This is a genomic window from Nitrincola salilacus, assembly GCF_046271865.1.
Taxonomy (GTDB): domain Bacteria; phylum Pseudomonadota; class Gammaproteobacteria; order Pseudomonadales; family Balneatricaceae; genus Nitrincola; species Nitrincola salilacus.
Genome location: NZ_CP176580.1, coordinates 1,951,957 through 1,975,758, shown reverse-complemented (window position 1 = coordinate 1,975,758; position 23,802 = coordinate 1,951,957). Strand labels below are relative to the sequence as shown.

The window sequence follows — 23,802 nt, the reverse complement described above, 5'->3', positions numbered from 1 at the left end:
GCCAGAACCCAGCGTTATTCAGGAGTTACACTTAATGTCCGTCAGCCAGTTTATAGTTCACAACATCGACAAGACCGATATCACCCGCGCCGCAGAGGTGATCTGTCGCACGGAAGAGAACCCGACGGAGCCCTATGGCCTGTCGATTCTGAGCGAGTTCAAGCGTATTCAGTCTGGTCGTGCCAACCGTCAGTATGGCGCTTTCAACGATGAGTCCAACGCCTTCAAGGCACTGGTGCTGCAATGGCGCGAGGGTCAGATCCCGTTCAACGGTTTTGCCGAGCGCGTCAGCCGCCAACTGGGCCTGTTGCTGGATAATCAGGAGCAACTGGTCAGCGGTAACCTCTTCTTCCTGCTCGAGAAGCTGGATCGTGGTGATCGCCTGTTTGTCTTCATTCTGCGCCAGACCGGCGCCCTGACGCTGAACAATGCACTGGAACTGAGCCGCATCGAGTATCTTGATTTCAGCGAAGTCGGCTTTGGGGTCTGTATCGACCTGACCGAAATGGAGGCGGATGCCCCCAAATACCTGACTGTCAGCTTCGGGCGTGGCGATCGCGGCCTGCAGCCGGTGCTGATGGAGTGGCTGGGCTATATTGATAAGGTCGATAAAAAGGCCGAGACCGAGCAGTTCCTGAAGCTGGTCGATGCCTACTGCGACAGTCTGCCGGAAGATGAGGTCGCGCCGATCAAGGAGAAGGTGATCGATTTCTGTGTCGAGCAGGACAAAGCGGGCGAAGCGGTGGTATACAAGGATCTGTCAGCGCAGGTGGATGAGAAGGCACCTGAGCGCTTCGAGGCGTATCTCCGCGACAATCAGCCGGTAAAGAAGGAGGAGCTGATTCCGGATCGTCGACAATTGCGCCAGTATATTCGCCTCAGTGGTCGCAGTGGTGATCTGTCGATCAGCTTCGGCACAGGGAGCCTGGGCAAGGGCGTGCAATTCAATCCGGATAATGAGACGCTGGTCATATCCAGCCTGCCCCCTTCGCTGCTGAAACAGCTGAAAAAACTGCAGGAGGGCTGATTTTAAAGCAGGTATTAGAACAGTGAACCAGGAGCATCCGTAACATAACCAGGAGAAACAGCCGATGGATTTTAATCTTCTGAACAGAAACTGGAAACGTATCGTTCAGACAGTATTGAATCCAGCGCCTGATTCAAAGGCTGATTCAAATACTGAAGTTGTAGTTGCCGAGCAGGCTCGGAGCCAGGCACCCGCGCTCTGGATGCTCGGCAAGGTGCAGTCAGGCAAAACCTCCATCATTCATGCCATCACCCGTCATCCGGAAGCGGAGATAGGTGCTGGCTTCAAACCCTGCACCCGCCATACGCGCCAGTTTGAGTTCCCGCCGGAGTTGCCACTGGTGCGCTTTATCGATACACGTGGCATGGATGAGCTGGGCTATTCCTATGAAAAAAGCCCGGAAGACGAACTTGACGAGATCGGACAGAAAGCAGATGCGGTTCTGGTTGTGGTGCGAGCGCTGGATCCGCAGCAGGAGAATGTTCTGCAGCATCTGATTCGGATCCGCCAGCACCATCCCGACTGGCCGGTGATACTGGTCCAGACTCGACTCCATGATGCCTATAAAGATGATCGCGATCATCCCGACTATGAGCAACTGCTCATCACTCCCGACCTGATCGATCTGCAGCGCGCACTGAAAGCACAGGTTGAGACCTTCAGTGACCTACCGGGCAAAGGCCCTTTTCTGTCGGTCGCGGTTGATCTAACCAAGCCGGAAGATCAGTTCACTGAGCCGGATTATGGTCTGGATGCGCTGCTGGATGCGATGGATCAGGTACTGGATGAAACGCAGCGACTGCAAATCAGAAGCCTGCTGCTGAACGAAGGTGATCAGCGTCTCCAGCAGGTCCACCCTCACCTGATAGGCTATTCAACAGCAGCGGGAATCACCGATATGATCCCGGTCGCCGGTTTTATCACTGTGCCAACCCTGCAAGGGAAGATGTTGCACTCCATTGCCAGCATCTACCAGTGCGAGTGGGACAGGCGCACCCTGACCGAGTTTGCCACGTCGCTCGGTTCCGGCACGCTGCTAGGCATCGGTGCCAGCTTCGGCGCACGCCAGTTGGGCAAGCTGGTGCCGATCTATGGGCAATCCGTGGGTGCTGTGGCGGCAGGTACGGCCAGCGCAGCGGTCACCTATGCACTCGGCAGAGCCGCCTGCTACTATTTGCAGCAGAGAGCGCTTGGCAAAAATGATCCAGACGGTGTCGCCCGCGCCTATCGCGGCTCATTGAAGGAGGCGTATCAGATGTTCCATGATCGACTCAAACGCCAGAAGACAGATCATGACGAGTAGCTATCTCTATGAGTAAAAGACCTACCCGCCGCCAGACACTGCTGCTGACGATCACTGTTCTACTACTGATCACATTGCCTGCCCTGATGCTGTTGCCGGCGGGGCTGATCTGGCTGTGGCAGACAAATCTGATCTACCCCTGGCTGGCCACGCTGATACTACTGACCCTGACCGGCTATCTGATCGCTCTGTGGATGCAGCGCCGCCTGACACCTGATAAGCCCCCCGCCTCCTCCGATCAATCCGAGGCATTGCAGTCACCCGTAACACCGCCGAGTGATAACTGGTCGCCACAGGAGCTGGCCGCCTGGCAGGAGGTGCTGAAACTGGCGCAATCCTCCGACAAGAACATTCTGGGTAGTTGGACACTGCTGCAACAAAGCGCACGACAGGTGATCGAGCAGGTTGCCCGCCATTACCATCCGGATCATAAGGACCCGGTCTGGAACTTCACCCTGCCGGAAGCACTGTTGCTGAGTGAGCGTGTCAGCCAGCAGTTGCGTCTGGTGCTGCTGGATCAGGTGCCGGCTGCCCATATGATCCAGGTGGGTCAGATACTGCGCCTGTGGGAGTATCGTGAAGGCAGCATGAAGCTCTATCGGGGAGCCACTATGGCTTACCGACTGGTGCGGCTGATCAACCCTCTGTCGGCACTGCTGGCTGAAGCCCGCGATCGCATACTGGGCATCGCTTTTGATGAAACCAGCGACTATCTGCAACAGCGCGGTGTACGCATCTGGATTGAAGAGATAGGCCGCGCCGCGATCGATCTGTATTCCGGTAGGCTCCAGGTCGATTCAGTTCAGCTATCGAACCTGGCAGCCAGTGACAGCATGACACAGCCACCAGCAGGCCCGGTTCAGGTACTGATTGCGGGACAGGTCAACACCGGAAAATCCAGCCTGGCTAATGCACTACTGAAGGACACTCAAGCCGCAGTGGATCTGTTGCCGATGACGGCAGACAGCCGCCGCTACCGACTCAGCCAGGATGACGAAACTCTCGCTGTGCTGATTGACTCCCCCGGCATCGATAATGATGCTGCCCTGAAACGCCTGGCAGCGCAGTGTGCCGATGTCGATTGCATTCTCTGGGTCATTGCCGCCAACCGCGCTGATCGCGAGATGGATTTTCGTGCACTGGAGATGATCCGCGACTGGTTCCGCGACAACCCCAGGCGCAGCATGCCTCCGCTGTTGCTGGTCGTCAGCCATATCGATCGACTGTCACCGGCACGCGAGTGGTCACCTCCCTATGACCTGATCGCCCGCACTCAACCCAAAGCAATCGCCATATACGAGGCGTTGCAGCAGATCGCTCAGGATCTGAAAGTGCCAGATACCGATCTGCTCCCGGTGCGGCTGGATCAGGGGCCGGATGGCTATAATATCAACCTGCTCTGGGCACTGCTGCAGGAGCGACTGGAACTGGCAAAGAAAGGCCGTTCACAGCGGTTGCAACTGCTGGCCAGAAAGAGCGACTGGCGAAAACTCCTGCAACAGGCCAGAGGCACGGGCCGCTTGATCAAAAATGTACTGAAGCGCTGAATCTCCGCTTGACTCAACAGTATATTGTGATAGCGTACTAGTACATGAATACACACAACCCAGATAACCCAGACAACCCACAAACCGCTGATGCAGAGATGCACACTCGGGAACTGCTCGACTATCTTCTGGCCGTCAACAGCCATGACGAAATGTTGCAGGTTCTCGAAAGCCTGCTGACCCCCGCCGAGTTGAGCGAGATCACCAAGCGCCTGCAGATCTTCCGCATGCTGGAGGCCGGTGTTCCGCAGCGCAAGATCGCTGAGCAACTGGGGGTCGGTATCGCAACCGTATCGCGGGGATCACGTGTGCTCAGCACTCAGGGGCGGAAACCGTCAAACACATAGACCGCACGTCACAGACATACACAGATTACAAGCAGAGTCAGATATGCCGACCGATAAGCCAAGCAAGCCCCAGAAAATAGAGCTACCCCGCAAGCCGCATTACGTCACCCTTGCGGCAGACTGCGATTTCTTCAACCTGTTTCAGAAGATCGAGAAGCATTATGACACCTGCTTCATGCTCGAATCTCTGGGTGAAGACAGCCACATATCACGCTATTCGATCATCGGCTTCGACCCCGAACTGATCATCTCAGCCGTGAAGCGCACGCTGACCATCACCCAGCGCGATGGCAGCAGCGAAAGTTACGAGAGTGATAACCCCTACTATCTGCTGCGCGAGATCATGCCGCAGAACATCATTTCACGTAAGTATGCCGGTGGCCTGACCGGCTACCTTGGCTATGATTGCATGCAGTATTTCGAGCCAACGCTGTCGCTCAAGAGCAACGACTACTTCGATGCGTTCCGCTTCGGCCTGTATAAAGATGGCCTGATTCTGGACAAGATGACCGGCGAGATCATCTACTTCTACTACAGCGAAAACCGCATGGAGCGGGTCAACGAACTGATCCATGCCGAGTATGAGGGCAACGGCCCGCTCAGTATCACTTTCACCGGTGAAACCATGTCACGCGAGGAACACGCCAGAGCGGTCATGAAAGTGAAGCAGGATATTATCGATGGCAAGGTGTTCCAGTGCGAAGTCGGATTCAAGAAGCATCTGAAACTGCAGGGCGACACCATCAGCATCTACGAACAGTTGCGCGAGGTGAACCCCTCCCCGCAGATGTACTACATCAAATTCGGCGATCAGAAGATCATCGGCGCCAGCCCCGAGTTGCTGTTCCGTTTGCGCCAGGGTGAGATGGAGACCTTCCCGCTGGCCGGCACCACCCGCCGTGGCAAAGATGCGACCGAAGATACCCAGTTCGCACGCGCCCTGCTCAATGATCCGAAAGAGATTGCCGAGCACAATATGATCGTCGATCTGCACCGCAACGATATCGGCCGCGTTGCCCGCTTCGGTACCGTAAAAGTGCGCAGCCTGATGGATATCAAACGCTTCAGTCATGTGCAGCATATCTCCAGTGAGATCGTCGGCATCATTGATGAGTCCGAAGATATGTTCTCGGCACTGGCCAGTAACTTCCCTGCCGGCACCCTGACCGGCGCACCGAAGATCGAAGCGATGAAGATCATTGATGAGCTGGAAGTGGATGGTCGCGGCCCTTATGGCGGTGCGGTCGGTAACTTCTCCTTCAATGGCGACTGCACCTTTGCAATCCCGATCCGTACCGTGTTTGCCAAGGGTGAGAACGCCTATGTTCAGACCTGTGGCGGCAATGTGTACGACTCCAATCCGGAAGATGAATACGAAGAGATCCAGCGCAAATTTGCCGGTACGCGCAAGGCACTGGAGCGATTTACCGCAGCGGCTGAACAGGAGTCCGCCCAGTGAAAGTTCTGATTATCGATAACTACGATTCGTTTACCTACAACCTCTATCAGTTCATCGGCGAAGTACTGACCAGCGCCCGACTGAAAGAGGAGATCGACGACTTCACTATCATCGTCAAGCGTAACGATGAGGTGACGCTGGAAGAGATCCGCGCACTCAAACCCAGCCGCATCATCATCTCCCCTGGCCCCGGTTCACCGGATGATGAATCCTACTTCGGCGTATGCGCCGATGTGATCCGCGAACTTGGCCCGGAGATTCCATTGCTGGGCGTCTGCCTTGGTATGCAGGGTATTGTGCATGTGTTCGGCGGCAAGATCGTCAAGGCCAATCTGCCGATGCATGGCAAGATCAGCCCGATCAGCCACAACGGCCGCGATATCTTCCGCGACATCCCGGACCAGCTCGAAGTGATGCGCTACCACTCCCTGATGGCTGAAGCCGCCAGCTTCCCCGCCAACCTGGAGATCACCGCACTGGTCGGCGAAGCAGATTTGAGCGCGCTGAATGACACAGAAAAGGCTCGTGCAGGCGGCCCGTTCGAAATCATGGGCGTGCGCCACCGCCACCTGCCGATCCAGGGCATCCAGTTCCACCCCGAATCCTTCGCCACCGAAGGCGGCAAAGAACTGATCCAGAACTTCCTGTTCGGCTGAACAAGCCTCGGAAAAGGGGTCCGGTACCGAACCCCTTTTCTCCGCTTTCCCAACACTCCTTTTGACAAAACGCCATTCGTTAACTTAGCTCAATAGCAGAATGCGACTTCCGGGATCCATCCTTGGTATTTGGGTCGTAGGAGGTATGAATCAACACAGGAGCGTTATCATGCGTGTTAACAAAGCTGCCGGCACTGTGCTCGGCACCCTGCTTTTCTCATCCATCGCCCAAGCTGGGATCACGAGCACGTCTCATGTCTATGAAGTGAACGGGATCGCTTACGAGGGCTATGTCGCCTATAACAGCAATGTTGAGCAGACGCGCGGAACGGTGATGATTATCCATGACTGGAATGGCGTGGATGGCTATGAAATTCGCCGTGCCGAGATGCTGGCCGCCGAGGGGTATACAGCCTTTGCCGTGGATCTGTTCGGTCAGGGCAATCAGCCACAGTCGATGGAGGAGAACCGTCAGCGCACTGGCGAGTTGTATGCCGATCGTGAGGAGTTCCGGGCACGGCTGATGGGATCTCTGGCTCAGACGAGCGAGATACCCGGTGCCACCGACAAGGTGGTGGTGATGGGTTATTGCTTTGGGGGCGCTGCGGTACTGGAGATGGCCCGCGCGGGTGCCGATACCCAGGGTTTTGTCTCCTTCCATGGTGGGCTGGGATTGCCGGAGGGTCAGAATTACGACTCTGTTACCGCGCCGCTACTGATCCTGCACGGTTCTGCCGACCCGGTGTCTGGCATGCAGGATCTGGCCAGCCTGCTGGATGCACTGCAGGAAGCAGGTATCGAGCACCATGCTCAGGTGTATGGCGGCGCTCGACACTCCTATACCGTATTTGGCAGTGGTGATTATGACCTGGCCGCAGATCGAGCGTCCTGGTCTGCCCTGCAGGCATTTCTGGCCAGACAGCTACACTGACATGCCACTATTGAAGATCAATGCCAAGGCCAATGCCTCAATCATCCCGGATGCGAAAAAATACCTGATTTGCATTTATTGATGATCAGACACCAATAAATGCATGCATATGACATCCACTTTAGCGTAATATTTCAGGTGTAAAGTAATATGACGGGAGAGAGAGATGTCAGTCGCACTGGAATCAGTTAAGGATCTGGATCGTCAGGATCCGCTGTTTGCATTCAAATCACGCTTTGCCCTGCCAGAGGTGATGATCTACCTGGATGGCAACTCGCTTGGCGCGCAACCGATCGCCAGCCACGAAGCGGTCGAAGGCACGCTGGTTCAGTGGCGTAATGAACTGATCAAAGGGTGGAATCAGGGTTGGTTTGATGCTCCGGAGCGCCTTGGCAATCTGCTTGCACCGCTGATTGGCGCTCAGGATGGCGAAGTCGTCGTGACTGATAATATTACCCTCAATATTTATAAGCTGATCGGCTATATCACCGAATCACAGTCGCGCAAGCGCCCGGTCATTCTCAGCGAAGGCGGCAACTTCCCGACCGATGGCTATATCGCACAGGGATTCTGTCATTTCACCGAGTTCGAGCACCGTTTTATTCCGGTGGGCGGTCAGGTTGAAGATTATCTGGATGATCAGGTCGCCGTGGTCATCCTCAGCCATGTGCACTATCGAACTGGTCAGGTACGCGACATGGCCGAGATCACTCGCAAGGTGCACGCCTGCGGTGCCGAGATCATCTGGGATCTGGCTCACTCGGCCGGTGCGCTGGAAGTGGATCTGCATGCACATGATGTGCGCTTTGCTGTCGGTTGCACCTACAAGTACTTGAACGGTGGCCCCGGTGCCCCCGGATTCCTCTATGTCAGCAAGCCTAACCAGAACAAAGGCTGGCAACCCCTGACCGGCTGGCATGGACATGCGGCTCCTTTTGCATTTGATGGCGATTATGCCCCCGCCTCCGGTATGACACGCTTCAGAACCGGCACCCATTCAGCGCTGATCTACAGTGCGCTGGAAGCCTCACTGGCTCTGTGGCAAGAGGTCAATCTGGCAGAGCTGCGCGCCAAGAGCCTGAAGATGACCGAGCTGTTCCGCGAATGCATAGCCGATACGCTGCAGCGCCACTCGATTGAAGATATCACGCCGCCTGCAGAACAGCGCGGCAGCCAGGTATCGCTGATTAATCAGCAGCATGGATACGCTATTGTGCAGGCACTGATCGAACGCGGCGTTATCGGCGATTATCGTGAACCGGGCCTGCTGCGCTTCGGCTTCACTCCCCTTTACCTCAGCTATGAAGATGTCTGGCAGGCTGCAAAGCACTTCTGTGATGTAGTGGAAAGCGGCGAGTATCAAGCACCACGCTTTCAGGTTCGCTCATCAGTGACCTGATCCACAATATGCCCTATCACCTTTGCGACCCCCTGTTTCATATATGCGTCAGCCACTTATGAAACAGGGCCTTCACCATTTCCATAATCTGCACTTCTGTGCCAGCATTAAGTGACTGAATCAACCGCATGAAAGGATAAACTGATGGGCATCTCCACACGAGATCTGATAGCGGACTACTATACGGCTTTCAACGCTGGCGATACTGAAGATATGATCGCCATCGTCAGCGATGATATTTGCCACGATGTGAATCAGGGAGAACGGCGTATTGGCAAAGCGGCATTCATCGAATTCAATGCACACATGACGCGCTGTTACAAAGAGCAGCTGACCGACATCGTGATCATGGTGGATGATGAGAACACATCTCGCGCCAGTGCTGAGTTCATCGTCAATGGTGAATATATCGCTACCGATGATGGCTTGCCGGAAGCCAAAGGACAGACCTACCGTTTGCCGGCCGGTACGTTCTTTGAACTGGGTAAGGGAAAGATCACCCGTATCACCACCTACTACAACCTTCAGGATTGGATTGCTCAGGTTGCAGGTTGATGTCTGATATTCGGATCAAAATACTGGATCATCAAGCGATAAAGCAGTCGCTTGATGCTTTGGCAGCGCTGCGCATTCGTGTTTTTTATGACTTTCCATATCTGTACAAGGGTGATCTGGCTTATGAACGCGAGTATTTGTCGCACTATTTGAATGATACGGCTGTGTTTGTGGGTGCCTATGATGGCGATCAACTGGTCGGCGTTGCGACTGCCAGTGCACTGAATAAGCACGCAGATGCTTTCAGCCAGAGCCTTGAGCTGGCCGGTTATGATCCCCGACAGCTACTCTATTGTGGCGAATCCGTCCTGCTGCCTGAATATCGCGGCCGTGGTATTGGCCACCGTTTTTTTGAAGAACGAGAGGCACATGGGCGCAAACTAGGTCTGACTTACAGTTGTTTCTCTGCTGTTGTCCGTCCGGATGACCATCCTCTTAAACCTGCCAATTATCAGCCGCTGGATGCCTTCTGGAACAAGCGTGGCTATCAACGCCTTGAGGGTGTTATGTCACATTTCAGCTGGCAGGATATTGACCAGCCAAGCGAAACCGAAAAGCCAATGCAGTTCTGGCTTAAACCTCTGTAAAGAGGTCTGCGAAGCAGCACCCAAGTGAAGCTGATTACTGCATAATCTCCAGTCCGCTCTTTTTACGAGACACAGTACACTGTATCTTTGATTAAGTGAGGACTGACACGGCCCAACTCATTATGAGAACTATTATTGGCGGGAATTGTCTTGAGTAAGGTATGATTTAATTCAAATGGAACAACTACATGTCAAAAGGATACATCACATGTTCAGTTTAGAAGTTTCCGGGCTGCTGGGCCTGATTGTTCTGGCATTCAACATCTATGCCATCATCAAAATCGTTCAGAGCAGCGCTGGCACCGGGATCAAGGTGCTCTGGGTGCTGATTATCCTCCTCCTGCCTGTGCTGGGTCTGATACTCTGGTTTCTGCTGGGCCCAAAATAAGCATTTAATCCAGAATATTTCCGATAAGACCCCGGAGTGATATGAGTCACGAACAACCCGATAACCCACTGCATGGCGTGACGCTCGAAGCAGTGGTTGTAAAGCTGGTGGACTATTATGGCTGGAGCAAGCTGGCAGATCAGATCAATATCAACTGCTTCAAGAGTGATCCTTCTGTCAAATCCAGCCTGAAGTTTCTTCGACGCACGCCCTGGGCAAGAACACAGGTCGAAAACCTCTATATATCAACCTTTTCAAGCCAGAAATGATTCAGATGTACTGATTGCCAATCCGGTGAGATAACAGCACCCCAACAGTTAACTTGAGCCTATGCTGACCCTGATGAGCGCGTCAGTGCTCAGCGCTGACGCTCATACACACTCAGATTGACCGCCGTGGCAAGATTAAGGGACTCAATCAGGCCAGCACCAGGGATGGTGAACGCCTGTGCGTTGAGTGCCAGTAACTGCTCACGTGGTACGCCGCGCGCTTCATTGCCGAACAGGTAGCAATCGCAAGCCTTGAAAGCTGCTGAGCTTAAGGGCTCCCCCTGCATATCGAGGCAACCGATGTGGGCGTAACGCTCAGCCAGAGACTTGATCGGTACATCCAGCTCCAGCGGCACATGAAACAGTGCTCCCATGCTGGAGCGGATCACTTTGGGATTGAACGGGTCGACACTGTCGGGGCTGAGCAGGCAGCGAAAGCCGCCAAACCAGGCCAGTGTGCGCAGAATAGTACCGAGATTACCCGGATCCTGGATCTGATGCAGATAAACGGCAACCTCCGCTGAGGAACCCGTTGGATGAATCGCCGCTATAGGGGCAATTGCAGCTATAGGGACAACCGCCAATATCCCCTGTGGAGTCTTGGTATCGGCGATGGCAGCCATTTGCCGATCGCTGACCTCATGCTTTTGAAAGCGGCTTGGCCAGTCACGATAAGCCGCCGTGACATACAACTGCGCAGATTCCAGCGCAGGCTGAGTAGCAGCGGCCTTTTCCAGCTCCAGCACCAGATGCTCACCCTCAACCAGACAGTGGCCCAGCTCCTGACGATACTTCTTCTGATGCAGTTTTTTGATATCGTCCAGTTTCATGCCGTTTGCGCGCCCTGCTCCTGCAACATTGCCAGAGCAACCGCCTCGGCAACCTTGATGCCATCAATGCCCGCCGACAGAATCCCACCGGCATAGCCAGCCCCCTCACCCGCCGGATAGAGTCCACGGGTATTCAGGCTTTGGAAACTCTCGGCATCACGTGTAATACGGATTGGTGATGAGGTGCGTGATTCGATGCCGGTCAGGATCGCATCGTCCCGATCAAAACCGCGGATCTTCTTGCCGAATGCCGGCAGCGCCTCGCGTACTGCATCGATGACATAATCAGGTAGCGCGTCGGCCAGATCGCAGAGCTGGACGCCCGGTTTGTAAGAGGGCTCAACTTCACCAAGCGCCGTGGAAGGCTTTCCGCGCAGAAAATCACCTACCAGCTGCGCTGGCGCACGATAGTCACAGCCACCGAGCTTGTACGCGATCTCTTCCAGACGCTCCTGAAGCTCAATGCCGGCCAGTGGGCCGCCGGGATAATCCTGCTCGGGGTTGATACCCACCACAATACCCGAGTTGGCATTGCGCTCATTACGAGAATACTGGCTCATGCCGTTGGTCACCACGCGCCCCTCTTCCGAGGTTGCCGCCACTACTGTGCCACCGGGACACATGCAGAAGCTGTAAACGGCACGACCATTTTTGGCATGGTGGATCAGCTTGTAATCCGCTGCGCCCAGCTCAGGATGACCGGCATATTTGCCCAATCTCGCCCGATCAATCAGTGACTGCGGATGCTCAATACGAAAACCGATGGCAAAAGGCTTGGGCTCAATGAACACTTCGTGACGATGCAGCATACGGAAGGTATCCCGCGCACTGTGACCAAGTGCCAGCACGACATGACGGCTCAACAGTTCGGTGCCGTCTGCCAGCACAACACCCCGCACCGACTGATTATCCAGCAGCAGATCAGTAACTCTGGATTCAAAACGTATCTCGCCACCCAGTTCGATGATCTCTTCACGCATTTTTGCGACGATACCCGTCAGGCGGAAGGTGCCGATATGGGGTTTGTTAACGAAAAGGATCTCGTCAGGGGCGCCGGCACGCACAAACTCCTGCATCACCTTGCGACCGTAAAACTTCGGATCCTTGACCTGGCTGTAGAGTTTTCCATCGGAAAACAACCCAGCTCCACCCTCACCAAACTGCACATTGGACTCGGTATTGAGGGTATTCTGACGCCATAAGGCCCAGGTGTCTTTGGTACGCTGACGGACCTCGCGCCCACGCTCCAGCACGATCGGCTTGAAGCCCATCTGGGCCAGTGTCAGCGCTGCGAACAAGCCGCAGGGACCAAAACCAACCACCAGCGGGCACTCAGTCAGATCAGCCGGGGCCTGTGCCACAGGATAATAAGCCGTATCAGGTGCTGTCTTGATATGAGTGTCATCGGCAAAACGCGCCAGCACGGCTTCATTGTCGCGGGTATCGAGATCAATGATATAGACAAAGGTGATCTCAGTATTTTTCTTGCGCGCATCATAGCTGCGCTTGAACACTGTAAAGTCGAGCAGCTCATCATCCGCCAGCTTGAGGCGTTGCAATATCGCCTGGCGAAGCGCCGACTCAGGGTGATCAAGAGGCAAAGACAGTTCAGTAATGCGAATCATGGTGAGGGTTCCGGCCGATATTTTCGGCAAAGGATGACAGTAGCGACGAATTATACCTGCCATGCTGTGATAAGTCAGCGCACCGGCTCCTACACCAACCTGCACGTCATCCTCCACGCCATTCTGTCAGACTGTCAGAAGCATGCGCCTTTGCTGATCCGCACCAGGCAGGTACAATAGCGCCTTTCTCTCGGCGGTATCAGTAAGGCGGTATCTGTAAATTATGACCCGATCCAAAAGCAATAACCGTTGGATGGATGAACATATCAACGACCCTTTCGTCAAACAGGCTCAGATTGATGGCTATCGTTCACGCGCGAGCTACAAGCTACTGGCGATCAACGAGAAGGACAAGCTGATCAAGCCGGGCATGCTGGTGATGGATCTGGGTTCAGCGCCGGGTGGCTGGTCGCAGGTGGCCTCGAAACTGGTCGGTGCAAAGGGCAAGGTTATCGCTTCCGATATTCTGCCGATGAACTCCTTGGCCGATGTTGAATTCATTCAGGGAGATTTCACCGAGCAGAGCGTGTTCGATGAGATCATGGCGGCCGTAAATGGTGTGCCGGTGGATGTGGTGATCTCGGATATGGCGCCGAATATCAGCGGTGTGTCCACTGCGGACCAGGCGTCCTCCATCTATCTGGTGGAGCTGGCGCTCGATATGGCCAGCCAGGTACTCAAGCCCAAAGGCAGTTTTGTGGCAAAAGTGTTCCATGGCGAAGGCTATGAGGAGTTTGTAAAAGCGGTGAGAGTCCATTTTGATTCAGTCGTGGTGCGCAAACCTGAAGCCTCCCGCCCCCGCTCCCGCGAAGTTTATCTTGTCGGCAAGGGATTTCGGGGATGAATTTCAAAACCTCCACGCGCATCAATAAATACATCAGCGAAAGCGGCCTGTGTTCAAGGCGAGAAGCGGATCGCTATATTGATCAGGGCAACGTGTACATCAATGGCATGCGCGCCACAACGGGTGATCAGGTTTTTCCCGGGGATATGGTCAGGGTTAATGGCCAGGCGATCGACCCTCAGGAAGAGGATGATTTGATTTTTATCGCCCTGAACAAACCCGTCGGTATTGTCAGCACAACTGAATCCAGTGAGCGGGGCAATATTGTCGATTTCGTCAATCATGGTGCCCGCATCTTCCCGATTGGTCGTCTGGATAAGGACTCACAGGGCCTGATCTTTCTGACCAACAACGGGGATCTGGTCAACAAGATACTGCGCGCCAGCAACAATCACGAAAAAGAGTATCTGGTGACGGTCAACAAACCGATCACCGACGCCTTCATCAATGGCATGAGCAACGGCGTGCCGATACTTGGCCGCATCACCAAAAAATGCAAGATCGTGAAAGAGTCGACCTTTGTTTTCAACATTACGCTGATTCAGGGGCTTAACCGCCAGATCAGACGCATGTGCGAACACTTCGGTTATGAGGTCACCCGGCTTGAGCGTATCAGAATCATGAATGTGTCGCTGAAAGGGCTGGCACTGGGTGACTGGCGCGATCTGACCGAAAAAGAGATCAAGACGATCGCCGCCCTGACGGAGCAGTCCTCTTCTGATGCGGTACCCACTGGCGCGCAGGCGCCTCGCAAGCCGAAGGCTGGCAATCGTTCAGGTACCAGAGCTGGCGCCAAAACTGATCGACGCTCAGATAAACCGGGCAGACCCGCAGGCAAGGGTTCATCCAAACCTGCAGTAAAAGGACGTAGCGGCGCAGATAAAGCAAAGCCAGGTGGAAAACCACAGCCAGGCACCCGCTCCGGCAGCGGCGGCAAGGCACAGAAGCCCGGTGCAGCCAACAAGCCAAGAAGCAATCCCGGATTTGCGCAGAAGCCCAAGGCTGGTACCCGCAAAGGCGGTCCGAAACGCCCTTGAGCCCTGCTCGTCTTAAGCTGTTTTCAGATAGTCGTCAGTCTCAGTTGATTGACTCTCAGGTGCTCAGGCAGCTTTTCTGCCGGCATGGGTCTGGCGATATGGAAACCCTGCAACACGTCGCACCCCATCACCTGAAGTTTGATGATCTGCATCGCCCCCTCTATCCCTTCTGCCACTATTTCAAGATTGATCGACTTGGCCATCGCAATGATCGCCTTGATCACCGCTGCGGACTTCACATCATCCATATGACTGACGAAATAGCGATCAATCTTGATCACATCGATCGGGCAGTCAATCAGACGCTTCAGCGATGAGTACTCTGTCCCGAAGTCATCTATCGCGATCATAACGCCCATCTGACGCAGCTCGACCAGATTGGCAATCGCCAGATCACTATTGGTCAGAATTGCACGCTCAGTGATCTCCAGTTCCAATCGATCTGCCGGCAAGCCGCTGGATGCCAGTACATTCAGAATACGGGTCACAAAGTCAGGATGAGAGATCTCTGTAGGTGATAGATTAACTGCAACCCGACCACATTCAAGCCCCTGATCCAACCACTCTCTAGCCTGATAGCAGGCTGTCGTGATGACATATTCATCAATAGCCGCGAGCAACCCGGAGCGAGCGGCAATATCCAGAAACTCTTCCGGCAACAGAAGCCCCTGTGTCGGATGTTGCCACCTGACCAGAGCTTCAACGCCAGAGACACCTCGCCTGTGGCAGTAGTGCCGGGGCTGGTAATGAACCGTCAGTTGCTGCTCCTGCAGCGCGACCTTAAGTTCAGACTCTCTGAGTTTGCGCAGCTTGACCTCATCGTGCATGGTCTTGATGAAGAAATGATAGGCGCTACCTCCCTCCTCTTTGGCCTGATACATCGCAAGGTCCGCATGTAGTAACAACTCTTCTGGGTCCTGAGTATCACCGGGGCAAGTCGTAATGCCGATGCTGGTACCGGTATGAATCAGGTGGCCGGCAATATGAATCGGCTGACTCAGCATGTCGATCACTTTCTGGGCAGCCACAGCCGCACTTTCAGGCTCTTGCAGATCATTCAGTATGATGGCAAACTCGTCTCCACCCAGTCGTGCCACCACATCCGTATCACGAACGACTTCTCTCAGCATGCCGGCTACCGCTATCAGCAGCTCATCACCCACACCATGACCATAGTGATCATTAACCGCCTTAAACTTATCGAGATCAAAAAAGAGCAAGGCACAGCAGCGCCCTTTTCTGGTCGCAAACCTTACTGCATCCAGCAGACGCTCATTAAATTCGAATCGATTGGCGAGACCGGTCAACGCATCATGTCCAGCGAGGTAGTGCGCCTTCTCCTGTGCAGCACTACGTTCGACGATCTCATCCTTCATGCGATCGTTCGCCTCGGTGAGTGCCTGAGTGCGTTCAGAGACCAGGTTTTCAAGGTTTGCCTTTATCTCCAGCAGTTCAGCTTCGGTCTGGCGACGCTGGCTCACCTCCCCTTCAAGGCGCAACAGATTTTTACCCACTGCATCGGCCATCTCATTAAATGAGGTGGCCAGCTCACCCAGCTCATCTTGGCTCACTTCCTTGAATCGGAAGCTTCGATCGCCACGCCGGAATCGGTAGATCCCCTTAACCAGCCAACTGATTCGCCCAGACATATACGAAGCCATCCAGATCGCAATCACTACCACCACCACAATCATAGCCATGGTGGAGATAGACAGGCTTCTGGCAGTTTCACCCAGGTTCTGATCAATCGCCATCTGGGTGGCATCACTTAGCTGCAACATCTGCTCATCCGCACGCGCCACTATCTGATCGAGCCGTTCTTTCGACTCATTAGCGGCCTTATGAAACTCCTCGACATTGGCTCCGATCGTCACAAAGCCGAAACCGCGAGGTGTCTCACCATATTGACCGGTAAAATAGGGTATGGCCGCTGCTGTGGTTAATTTCCACAAACCACTCCATAGAATCATGAAAGAGCCGGAGCCGCCCTGTTCCGTCAGGTTATGCCAGCCAACACACTGCGGTGCAAAATTCAGATATCGGCAATCCAGCCCAACCTGCCCGGCACGTACCTGATCCAGAGCGGGTCTTTTGAGATGACTTTGCAACAAAAACTCCGGCACCAGCCCGATAAACTCATCATAAGCCAGTCCACTGGACTGCCAGGTGTCATAGTGTGCATCTTCAAGCCAGACAGGAGCAGGACGTCCGGTTTCAGGATCATATCCTACAATCGAATGATGCCTAGGGTGCGCTATGCTGCGCGATTTATGATCCCATATGAAGGCGTAGTTACCGGATGATGCGTCTGTAATATCCGTGTAACGCTCGGGTGTCGGCACAATAAAGTCAGTAAAGGCCATGATATGGTCATGATCGAGCGCCAGCGTAACCCAACCAATCATCCTGCCCTCTTCCATCACCGGCATTGCCCATCGCACCAAACCCTCAAAGCGCTTCCCAACCGGGTTCTCCTTGCCAGCATAAGCGCTCTCGTATGGCGCAAATTCAACACCTGCCTTTGCCGCACTTACCGGCGTATAGGGGCCGATCACAGATGCACCAACATACGCACCGATCACATCCGACACATACACTTCACCCGGCTGAAGCTGTTGCAGCTCAGAAAAATAGTGTTCGGCCTTGATATAAGTGTTGGCAGGATCAGCGATATTTCGAAGCTCAGAGCTGACCCTGTCGGAGGTGGTTATCTTGACCTGCTCCTGGCCCTGAAGGTCAACAAAGGTCATCTCCAGATACAATGGCGCACTGACCCGCTCAAAAGCAAATGGGGGCTGGTAATTGAAGGCTCGGGCATTATCTTCACTGCCCCAGTCCACTACAGACGCCTCAGGCAGGTGCGTATCCACAGGCTCCCAGGTATTTTGATCGGCAGAAAGTTGCCATTGTCCGTGGCGAACCAGGTGTCGCGAACGGCTTTTGACGAACTGATCATAAACAGTTGCATCTGCAGGTAGCGCAGCGGCCAAAAGCAAGTCACTGTCTCGCTCATACAGAAATGTTGCAATCGCTTGAGCCACATCGGTAGTCTGCCGCTCAATGTCATCTCTGGCGCGAGTATCCAGTGCATCGACTGCATCGGCTATTGCTACCCGACCCACTTCGTCGACAGAACGTGTTGCTGTTCCGAGCAACTGGTCAACACCCTCGGACAATTGCATCCCGAGATTGTCTGCCTGAGTCCATGCGAACCAGCCAAGCAGCAACAAGGGAATCACCTTCATCGCAACAAATAACAGAACGAGCTTGCCCCGAATTCCTATTTGCATGCCTTTATTTACTCTTATTATTGGCTTAGGTATCTGTTGCACTTGTTTGAAATACTTGTTTGGCAATTTGTTTGAAAAAAAAGTAGAAACAGGAAATATTTCCACTAATAGCAACAGAAATCATATGTTCAATGCAAGCACTTTTGTTTGATAATTTGCAACACCAAGGGTTTATATATACATTTATTGATCCAAGTCTGCATAATAACAACAAAAATTGTGTAGCCTATCGCGTCCTCAAATCACGGCAACAGTGGCAGTGTCAAGGATGTATAAGGCCAGCAGTCGCTGCTGATCTATCAGTAGCGTGGAGTCATTATGATAAAAAACACTACCATCAAGGTTGTCCTGTTCAGCTTACTGATCAGCGCCTTGTTGATACTGCCCATTTCTCATGGCTATGTCAGAGCGAATGAGCAACTGCTCTCCTCCCTGCTCAGCCAGCACTCCACCATCATGCTGTTTATTGATCCTGCCAGTGGTGCCATTGTTGATGCCAATCAGGCCGCCGCCCGTTTTTATGGCTTTACTATTGATGAATTGAAGACCAAATCCATTCAGGACTTCAACATTCTGGATCCGAGTGAGGTTGCCGCGGAGCGAGAGCGTGCACGCAGCGAAGAAAGAAGCTACTTTGTTTTTCCTCACCTCAGCGCCAACCGAATTGTTCGCACCGTAGAGGTCCACTCCTCTCCCATGAAGTTGACTGATGGCAGAGAAGTACTGTTTTCAGTTATCCATGATATCACCGGCAAAGCGGTTGCCGAAGAGGAGCTCCTGACCTTTCAAAATCGTCTGCAAGAACTGGTTGTACAGCGCACACAGCAGTTGCAGGAAAGTCAGAAACAGCAAAAGCGCATACTGATAGGTGCCCTGATACTTCAGATGCTGGTAATCATGGCATTGTTGATCAATATGCGTAAGCGCAAGGAGATCAGCGATGCTCTTCGCAAGGAGCAATCCGCGTTGCTGGAAAGCCGTGCCTACAATCGACTCTTGTTTGATGACTCACATATACCGCTTGTCGTCATGGACCCGACCAACTTTAACTTCATAGATTGCAACGATGCAGCGGTCAGGATTTATGGCGCACTGTCGCGTGATGAGTTGCTGTCCTGGACTCCCGCGATGGTATCCCCCCCGTTTCAGCAGGATGGTACTGCATCAGGAAAACTGGGCTATGAGTTTATTCATGAGTGTCTGAGCAAAGGGTCACTGGTGTTCGATTGGCTGCATCAGCGCCCAAATGGCGAGCTATGGGATGCCGAAATCAGATTGGTTCGTTTTCAGCATCAGGACAGGACTCTGCTGCAATTCAGCGTTCAGGATATCACGGAACGAAAACGTTCTGACCATGAGATTCGCAAACTGTCACAGGCCGTCGAACAGAGCCCCGACAGCATTCTGATCACTGATCTTGATGGCCATATCGAATACGTCAATGAGGCCTTCCTCACACACACTGGCTACACGAGAGAAGAGATTCAGGGTGAAAATCCACGTCTGCTGCAATCCGGCCTGACTCCCAGCGAAACCTATGACTCAATGTGGGCTTCATTACAAAGAGGTGAAACCTGGCGCGGGGAGCTGTACAACCAACGCAAGAACGGCTCAGAGATGGTGGAGTTTGTTACTATCGCTCCGGTGCGCGATACCGATGGCAAAGTCAGTCACTATCTGGCCATCAAGCAGGACATCAGTGACAAGAAACAGGCAGCGGCTCAGATTCATCGCCTTTCATTCTTTGATTCACTGACCGGCCTTCCAAACCGTACATTGCTGATGGATCGATTAGAACAAGCGTGTTCCTCAGGGCGACACATGCACTATCAGGAAGCACTGTTGCTGCTGAATATCGATCGCTTCAAACTGATCAATGATGCCCATAGTCTGGTGACCGGAGATGCCCTCCTGCGTGCATTTTCCAACCGGATATCAGGGCTGCTGCGTGACGGTGATACGATTGCCCGGGTGGCGGGTGATGAATTTGCCATTTTGCTGCCGGACCCCAACAAGGGCCATGGACAGGCTAACAGGCGCGCGCTCTCGGTCGCTGAGAAAATTCATCAACAGCTGCAGCAACCGATCATTATTGAGGGTGAGGTTTTTTTGGTCACTACCAGTGTCGGAATTACCACCTTCCCGGAAAAGGCTAATGAAACACCCGCCAACATCATGCGTCGTGCTGATACTGCTCTGCACCGTGCAAAGGGTGCCGGTGGCAATCAGACAGCCTTCTTTGAGATAGGCATGGGTGAAGAGGCTGAGCGCAGTTTTCGTACCGAAAGAGAGCTGCGCCATGGTATAGCCGCAGGTGAGCTGCGACTCTTCCTGCAGCCCCAGGTCAATTCAAATCGGGATCTGGTGGGAGCCGAAGTGCTGGTACGTTGGCAACACCCAACCCAGGGCCTGCTGCCTCCTGCGGTTTTCATTCCTATTGCCGAAGAGTCTGATCTCATTATTGAGCTGGGCACATGGGTTCTCACTGAGTCCTGCCGCCTGATCGCCAGGCAGGCACAGCTGGGCTTACCTTTGCGCCTGTCGGTGAATATGAGTCCTCGTCACTTCCGCCAAAGCAACTTTGTGCCTTGGGTCAAACAGATGCTGTCGGCCACTGGCGCCGATCCTACAAACCTGACACTGGAGATCACGGAAGGGCTGGTGATCGACAATATAGACGATATTGTCGCCAAGATGAGCTCCCTGGCCGAGATCGGCATACACTTTTCAGTAGATGATTTCGGTACAGGCTACTCTTCACTGGCCTATCTGAAGCGTTTGCCGATCCATGAGCTCAAGATTGACAGAACCTTTGTTCAGGATGCCCCCAACGACCCGAATGATGCAGCGCTGGTGGAGACCATTCTGGCCGTCGCCTCGCATATGCATCTTAAAGTAGTTGCCGAAGGGGTCGAAACCGAAGAGCAGGCTGCTTTTCTTAATGCACGTGGCGATGTGATACATCAAGGCTATCTTTTCGGCAAACCTGGCCCAGCTGATGAGTGGATTGCCAAATGGAGCTGACCCGAGGGAGGTACATCAGTACAACTTTTTCATAACAGGCATAACACAGACTACATTTATAACTGGTTTTATAACTACAATAAGAACTACAACAAGAACTACAACAAGAACTACAATAATAATCCCAATAGGTCTGCCTATGCGATCCCACTCCTGCACCACTCAGGTGGCCAACTCCTACCGAGCAGGCATTGACCTGGGCGAACAGCTTCGTGCACTGGCTCCCGAAGTGGTTTTTCTCTTTTGTGCCGTCAATTACCCTGATCCTGAGAATCTTTTGCAAGGCCTCTATGATGCATTGGAGGATGACAGCGTCATTCTGATCGGTAACAGTGGCGATGGTTACTATGAAGCCCGAATGGCAGCAGATTATGGAGCCGTGGCGCTGGGCCTGAATTCAGAGGGCCGGATACGCTGGCAGATCAGCGCCAGAACTGGCGCAGCAGGAGCACCGGCTGACACCACCCGCTCTACCCTTCGTGAACTCACCGCAACAGAGCAGCCTAGCCTGATGTTCATCAGTGCAGACTTCCACGCCGATGCCAGTGAGGTTGAGAAAGTATTGTTCCATGAATGCTCTGCGCCGGTAGTCGGTGGACTGGCCACAGATGATAACCGCATCGATACCTGCATGCTTTTCTGCAACCGCAAGCTGATCCGTGACGGTATCGTGATGCTCGCGGCATATGGCGCTTTTCCCTTTTCTATACATATCAGCAACACCCTGCAACCGGTTGGCAAACCCGGCAAGGTTGATACCGCAGTGGGTGCGCTGTTACAACAGGTTGACGGCATCCCCGCTGCCGACTTTATCACCCGAGAGACCGGCAAGCCGGTGCTTGAAAGCGATCGAGGCATTGTGACGCTGCGCGTCACTAATCCTGACCAACCCGAGCAGACTCGCCTGCGCTCGATCATTCCAGATGCCCGCAACGCTGAAGGCACACTGGGCTTGTATGGCGGTATCGAGCCCGGCCGCCTGGTGCAGGTTTGTGTGGCGCACCCGGATGAGCTGATTCGTGAGGTATATCAACTGGCAAGCGACAGTACCCTGACTGATTTCGTACCCAAAGCGGCGCTGGTGGTCAGTTGTGCCGGGCGTAAATGGTTGCTCGGTGGTCAGATCCACAATGAGGTGAAGGCGATGTCTGACGCCTATCCGCAAGGGCTGCCGATGGCGGGCTTTCCGTCATCGGGTGAGTTCGGCCCGATGCGCCAAGGCAGTGGCTACACGTGCAATATGTTTCATAACATGACCTATGTGCTACTGCTGTTGGGTGATGATACATGAGCTCACTGCCACGCTACTATGTGTCGCTGCAGCCTGCACCGCCGGCTGGTTTTATCCAGTGCGATATCACCCGCCGGGTGCTTACCGGTGGCTTGATTGCTCTGCATGGAGACAATCTTGATCAGGTAGAGCCTGTTATCGAGCAGGGTGGTGGCCAGATTCATGGCGTTATATTGCTACCTGGATCGGCCCTGAGCATCAAGCAACGCATGACCCTGCTGTGGGAGGTACACTACCCTACCGCGCTCGAGCAGGAGATTCAGACGCTGGCTGATGCATTGCTGACGTTGATTGAACAGTTGTTTCAGCAGATAGATCAAAATCGTGAATCGGCCTTCTATGGTCAGCGCATCAGTCGTGAAGTGGAAACGATCCGTTCTGACTACAACCATGTCACTAACACCCTGTTGCAGCAGGTTAATGAACTGCAAAGTGCTCAGGTCGCTCTGCAGGAGGTTAATGAAGCACTCGAAGCGCGGGTGGATGAGCGCACAAGAGAGCTGACCCGGGCAAATGAGGAGCTGCATCGCGCCATTACCCAACTGGCTCAGGTTGAGAAACTCGCATCACTTGCCCGACTGGTAGCCGGGATCTCTCACGAACTCAACACCCCATTGGGCAATATCGTCACAGTCGGGAGCACACTGGAATCCTCCGTCACCCAGTTGAAAAACACACTGACATCGAATAGCCCCCTCAAACGCAGCCAACTGATGGAGGCGCTGAGCACCCTGAGTAATGGCCTTGGTATGATCTCTCACAATGCTGAGCGAGGTGCAGCACTGATTCAACACTTCAAGCAGATCGCGACCGATCAGACCAGTATGCGTCTACGCGAATTTGAATTAGGGGCGCTGCTGAACGAAATTCTGATCACTCTGGCGCATCAATTGAAACCAACACCTTACCGTGTGATCACCCGAATTGATGAATACCTTCTGCTTAACAGCTATCCCGGAGCTGTTGAGCAGATCATCACGCTTCTCATCAACAACTCTCTGCAACATGGCTTTGCCCAACGTGAGCAAGGCACCATCACCCTTCAGGCCGGGCTTTACCAAACAGGCTGGATCGAGTTCATCTATCAGGATGATGGTGTCGGTATGGATGAAGAAACCCTGAAGCATGCGTTTGAGCCCTTCTACACCTCTTGTCTCGGACAGGGTGGTAGCGGATTGGGGCTGGCAATCCTGCATAATCTGGTCACCGGCCCCCTCGCTGGCAGTATCGAATTGCACAGCCAACCCGATCAAGGAGCGAGCTTTAAGCTGCTTCTACCACTCGATCCAACCCAGGTGACGTCTGCAAAAGCGCGTTAACAGGCTTGGCAAGCAGGTTATGCTCTGATAAAGTCCGATTCTCACCGCTGATTTAAGAGCAACTTGCAGGCGGT

General features: G+C 53.7%; 20 protein-coding genes. 17 read left to right on the top strand and 3 right to left on the bottom strand.

What is annotated here, in order from left to right; all coding sequences use genetic code 11:
* Positions 1-34 precede the first annotated feature (34 nt).
* The 12 genes from ACK3CJ_RS09310 to ACK3CJ_RS09255 all read left to right on the top strand — a co-directional run bounded on the left by ACK3CJ_RS09310 (position 35) and on the right by ACK3CJ_RS09255 (position 10,468).
* Entirely contained in the window at positions 35-1,027 is a 993-nt protein-coding gene (locus ACK3CJ_RS09310) for a nucleoid-associated protein (RefSeq protein WP_409526142.1), read from the top strand.
* Positions 1,028-1,091: 64 nt separating this feature from the next.
* Positions 1,092-2,330 carry a YcjF family protein gene (locus ACK3CJ_RS09305; protein WP_409526141.1) on the top strand — a complete coding sequence of 413 codons (1,239 nt, stop codon included), beginning with the start codon at positions 1,092-1,094 and terminating at the stop codon, positions 2,328-2,330.
* A gap of 8 nt (positions 2,331-2,338) precedes the next feature.
* On the top strand, positions 2,339-3,877 hold the full coding sequence (locus ACK3CJ_RS09300) for a GTPase family protein (protein WP_409526140.1): 1,539 nt from the start codon (positions 2,339-2,341) through the stop codon (positions 3,875-3,877).
* Positions 3,878-3,921: 44 nt separating this feature from the next.
* On the top strand, positions 3,922-4,224 hold the full coding sequence (locus ACK3CJ_RS09295; protein WP_409526139.1) for a Trp family transcriptional regulator: 303 nt from the start codon (positions 3,922-3,924) through the stop codon (positions 4,222-4,224).
* Positions 4,225-4,267: 43 nt separating this feature from the next.
* The gene (locus ACK3CJ_RS09290; protein ID WP_409526138.1) at positions 4,268-5,683 is read left to right on the top strand and encodes an anthranilate synthase component I family protein; all 1,416 of its coding nucleotides are present in this window, start codon (positions 4,268-4,270) and stop codon (positions 5,681-5,683) included.
* Positions 5,680-6,339, top strand: coding sequence for an anthranilate synthase component II (locus ACK3CJ_RS09285; protein WP_409526137.1), 660 nt, complete (start codon positions 5,680-5,682; stop codon positions 6,337-6,339). Before ACK3CJ_RS09290 ends, ACK3CJ_RS09285 begins: the two co-directional genes overlap by 4 nt.
* A 169-nt stretch (positions 6,340-6,508) precedes the next feature.
* Positions 6,509-7,270 carry a dienelactone hydrolase family protein gene (locus ACK3CJ_RS09280; protein ID WP_409526136.1) on the top strand — a complete coding sequence of 254 codons (762 nt, stop codon included), beginning with the start codon at positions 6,509-6,511 and terminating at the stop codon, positions 7,268-7,270.
* A 166-nt stretch (positions 7,271-7,436) separates the two neighbouring features.
* A complete protein-coding gene (gene kynU, locus ACK3CJ_RS09275) occupies positions 7,437-8,669 on the top strand; it encodes a kynureninase (RefSeq protein WP_409526135.1) in 1,233 nt (410 codons plus the stop codon).
* A gap of 144 nt (positions 8,670-8,813) precedes the next feature.
* The gene (locus tag ACK3CJ_RS09270) at positions 8,814-9,224 is read left to right on the top strand and encodes a ketosteroid isomerase-related protein (protein WP_409526134.1); all 411 of its coding nucleotides are present in this window, start codon (positions 8,814-8,816) and stop codon (positions 9,222-9,224) included.
* On the top strand, positions 9,224-9,811 hold the full coding sequence (locus ACK3CJ_RS09265) for a GNAT family N-acetyltransferase (protein WP_409526133.1): 588 nt from the start codon (positions 9,224-9,226) through the stop codon (positions 9,809-9,811). Before ACK3CJ_RS09270 ends, ACK3CJ_RS09265 begins: the two co-directional genes overlap by 1 nt.
* 208 nt (positions 9,812-10,019) lie before the next feature.
* Positions 10,020-10,199, top strand: coding sequence for a PLDc N-terminal domain-containing protein (locus ACK3CJ_RS09260; RefSeq protein WP_409526132.1), 180 nt, complete (start codon positions 10,020-10,022; stop codon positions 10,197-10,199).
* Between the two features lie 41 nt (positions 10,200-10,240).
* Entirely contained in the window at positions 10,241-10,468 is a 228-nt protein-coding gene (locus ACK3CJ_RS09255; protein WP_409526131.1) for a VF530 family DNA-binding protein, read from the top strand.
* A gap of 89 nt (positions 10,469-10,557) precedes the next feature.
* On the opposite strand, the gene ACK3CJ_RS09250 is transcribed toward ACK3CJ_RS09255, so the two are convergent.
* Together ACK3CJ_RS09250 and ACK3CJ_RS09245 are read right to left on the bottom strand one after the other, a co-directional pair.
* Complete coding sequence (locus ACK3CJ_RS09250; RefSeq protein ID WP_409526130.1) at positions 10,558-11,298, bottom strand: TrmH family RNA methyltransferase; 741 nt, start codon at positions 11,296-11,298, stop codon at positions 10,558-10,560.
* A complete protein-coding gene (locus ACK3CJ_RS09245) occupies positions 11,295-13,028 on the bottom strand; it encodes an NAD(P)/FAD-dependent oxidoreductase (RefSeq protein ID WP_409526129.1) in 1,734 nt (577 codons plus the stop codon). The genes ACK3CJ_RS09250 and ACK3CJ_RS09245 overlap by 4 nt, the downstream gene beginning before the upstream one ends.
* Before the next feature lie 118 nt (positions 13,029-13,146).
* On the opposite strand from ACK3CJ_RS09245, the gene rlmE reads away from it, so the two are divergent.
* Both rlmE and rluF read left to right on the top strand, forming a co-directional pair.
* On the top strand, positions 13,147-13,767 hold the full coding sequence (gene rlmE, locus ACK3CJ_RS09240) for a 23S rRNA (uridine(2552)-2'-O)-methyltransferase RlmE (RefSeq protein ID WP_409526128.1): 621 nt from the start codon (positions 13,147-13,149) through the stop codon (positions 13,765-13,767).
* On the top strand, positions 13,764-14,804 hold the full coding sequence (gene rluF / locus ACK3CJ_RS09235; RefSeq protein ID WP_409526127.1) for a 23S rRNA pseudouridine(2604) synthase RluF: 1,041 nt from the start codon (positions 13,764-13,766) through the stop codon (positions 14,802-14,804). The genes rlmE and rluF overlap by 4 nt, the downstream gene beginning before the upstream one ends.
* Positions 14,805-14,827: 23 nt before the next feature.
* Here the strand turns inward: rluF and ACK3CJ_RS09230 are convergent, their stop codons facing one another.
* Positions 14,828-18,094 carry a putative bifunctional diguanylate cyclase/phosphodiesterase gene (locus tag ACK3CJ_RS09230; RefSeq protein ID WP_409526126.1) on the bottom strand — a complete coding sequence of 1,089 codons (3,267 nt, stop codon included), beginning with the start codon at positions 18,092-18,094 and terminating at the stop codon, positions 14,828-14,830.
* Positions 18,095-18,412: 318 nt separating this feature from the next.
* Here ACK3CJ_RS09230 and ACK3CJ_RS09225 point away from each other — a divergent pair, with 318 nt between their 5' ends.
* The 3 genes from ACK3CJ_RS09225 (at position 18,413) to ACK3CJ_RS09215 (ending at position 23,728) form a co-directional block, all read left to right on the top strand.
* A complete protein-coding gene (locus ACK3CJ_RS09225) occupies positions 18,413-21,118 on the top strand; it encodes a sensor domain-containing protein (protein ID WP_409526125.1) in 2,706 nt (901 codons plus the stop codon).
* A 139-nt stretch (positions 21,119-21,257) separates the two neighbouring features.
* Entirely contained in the window at positions 21,258-22,409 is a 1,152-nt protein-coding gene (locus tag ACK3CJ_RS09220) for an FIST signal transduction protein (RefSeq protein ID WP_409526124.1), read from the top strand.
* A complete protein-coding gene (locus ACK3CJ_RS09215) occupies positions 22,406-23,728 on the top strand; it encodes a sensor histidine kinase (RefSeq protein ID WP_409526123.1) in 1,323 nt (440 codons plus the stop codon). The genes ACK3CJ_RS09220 and ACK3CJ_RS09215 overlap by 4 nt, the downstream gene beginning before the upstream one ends.
* The last annotated feature ends 74 nt before the right edge of the window (positions 23,729-23,802 follow it).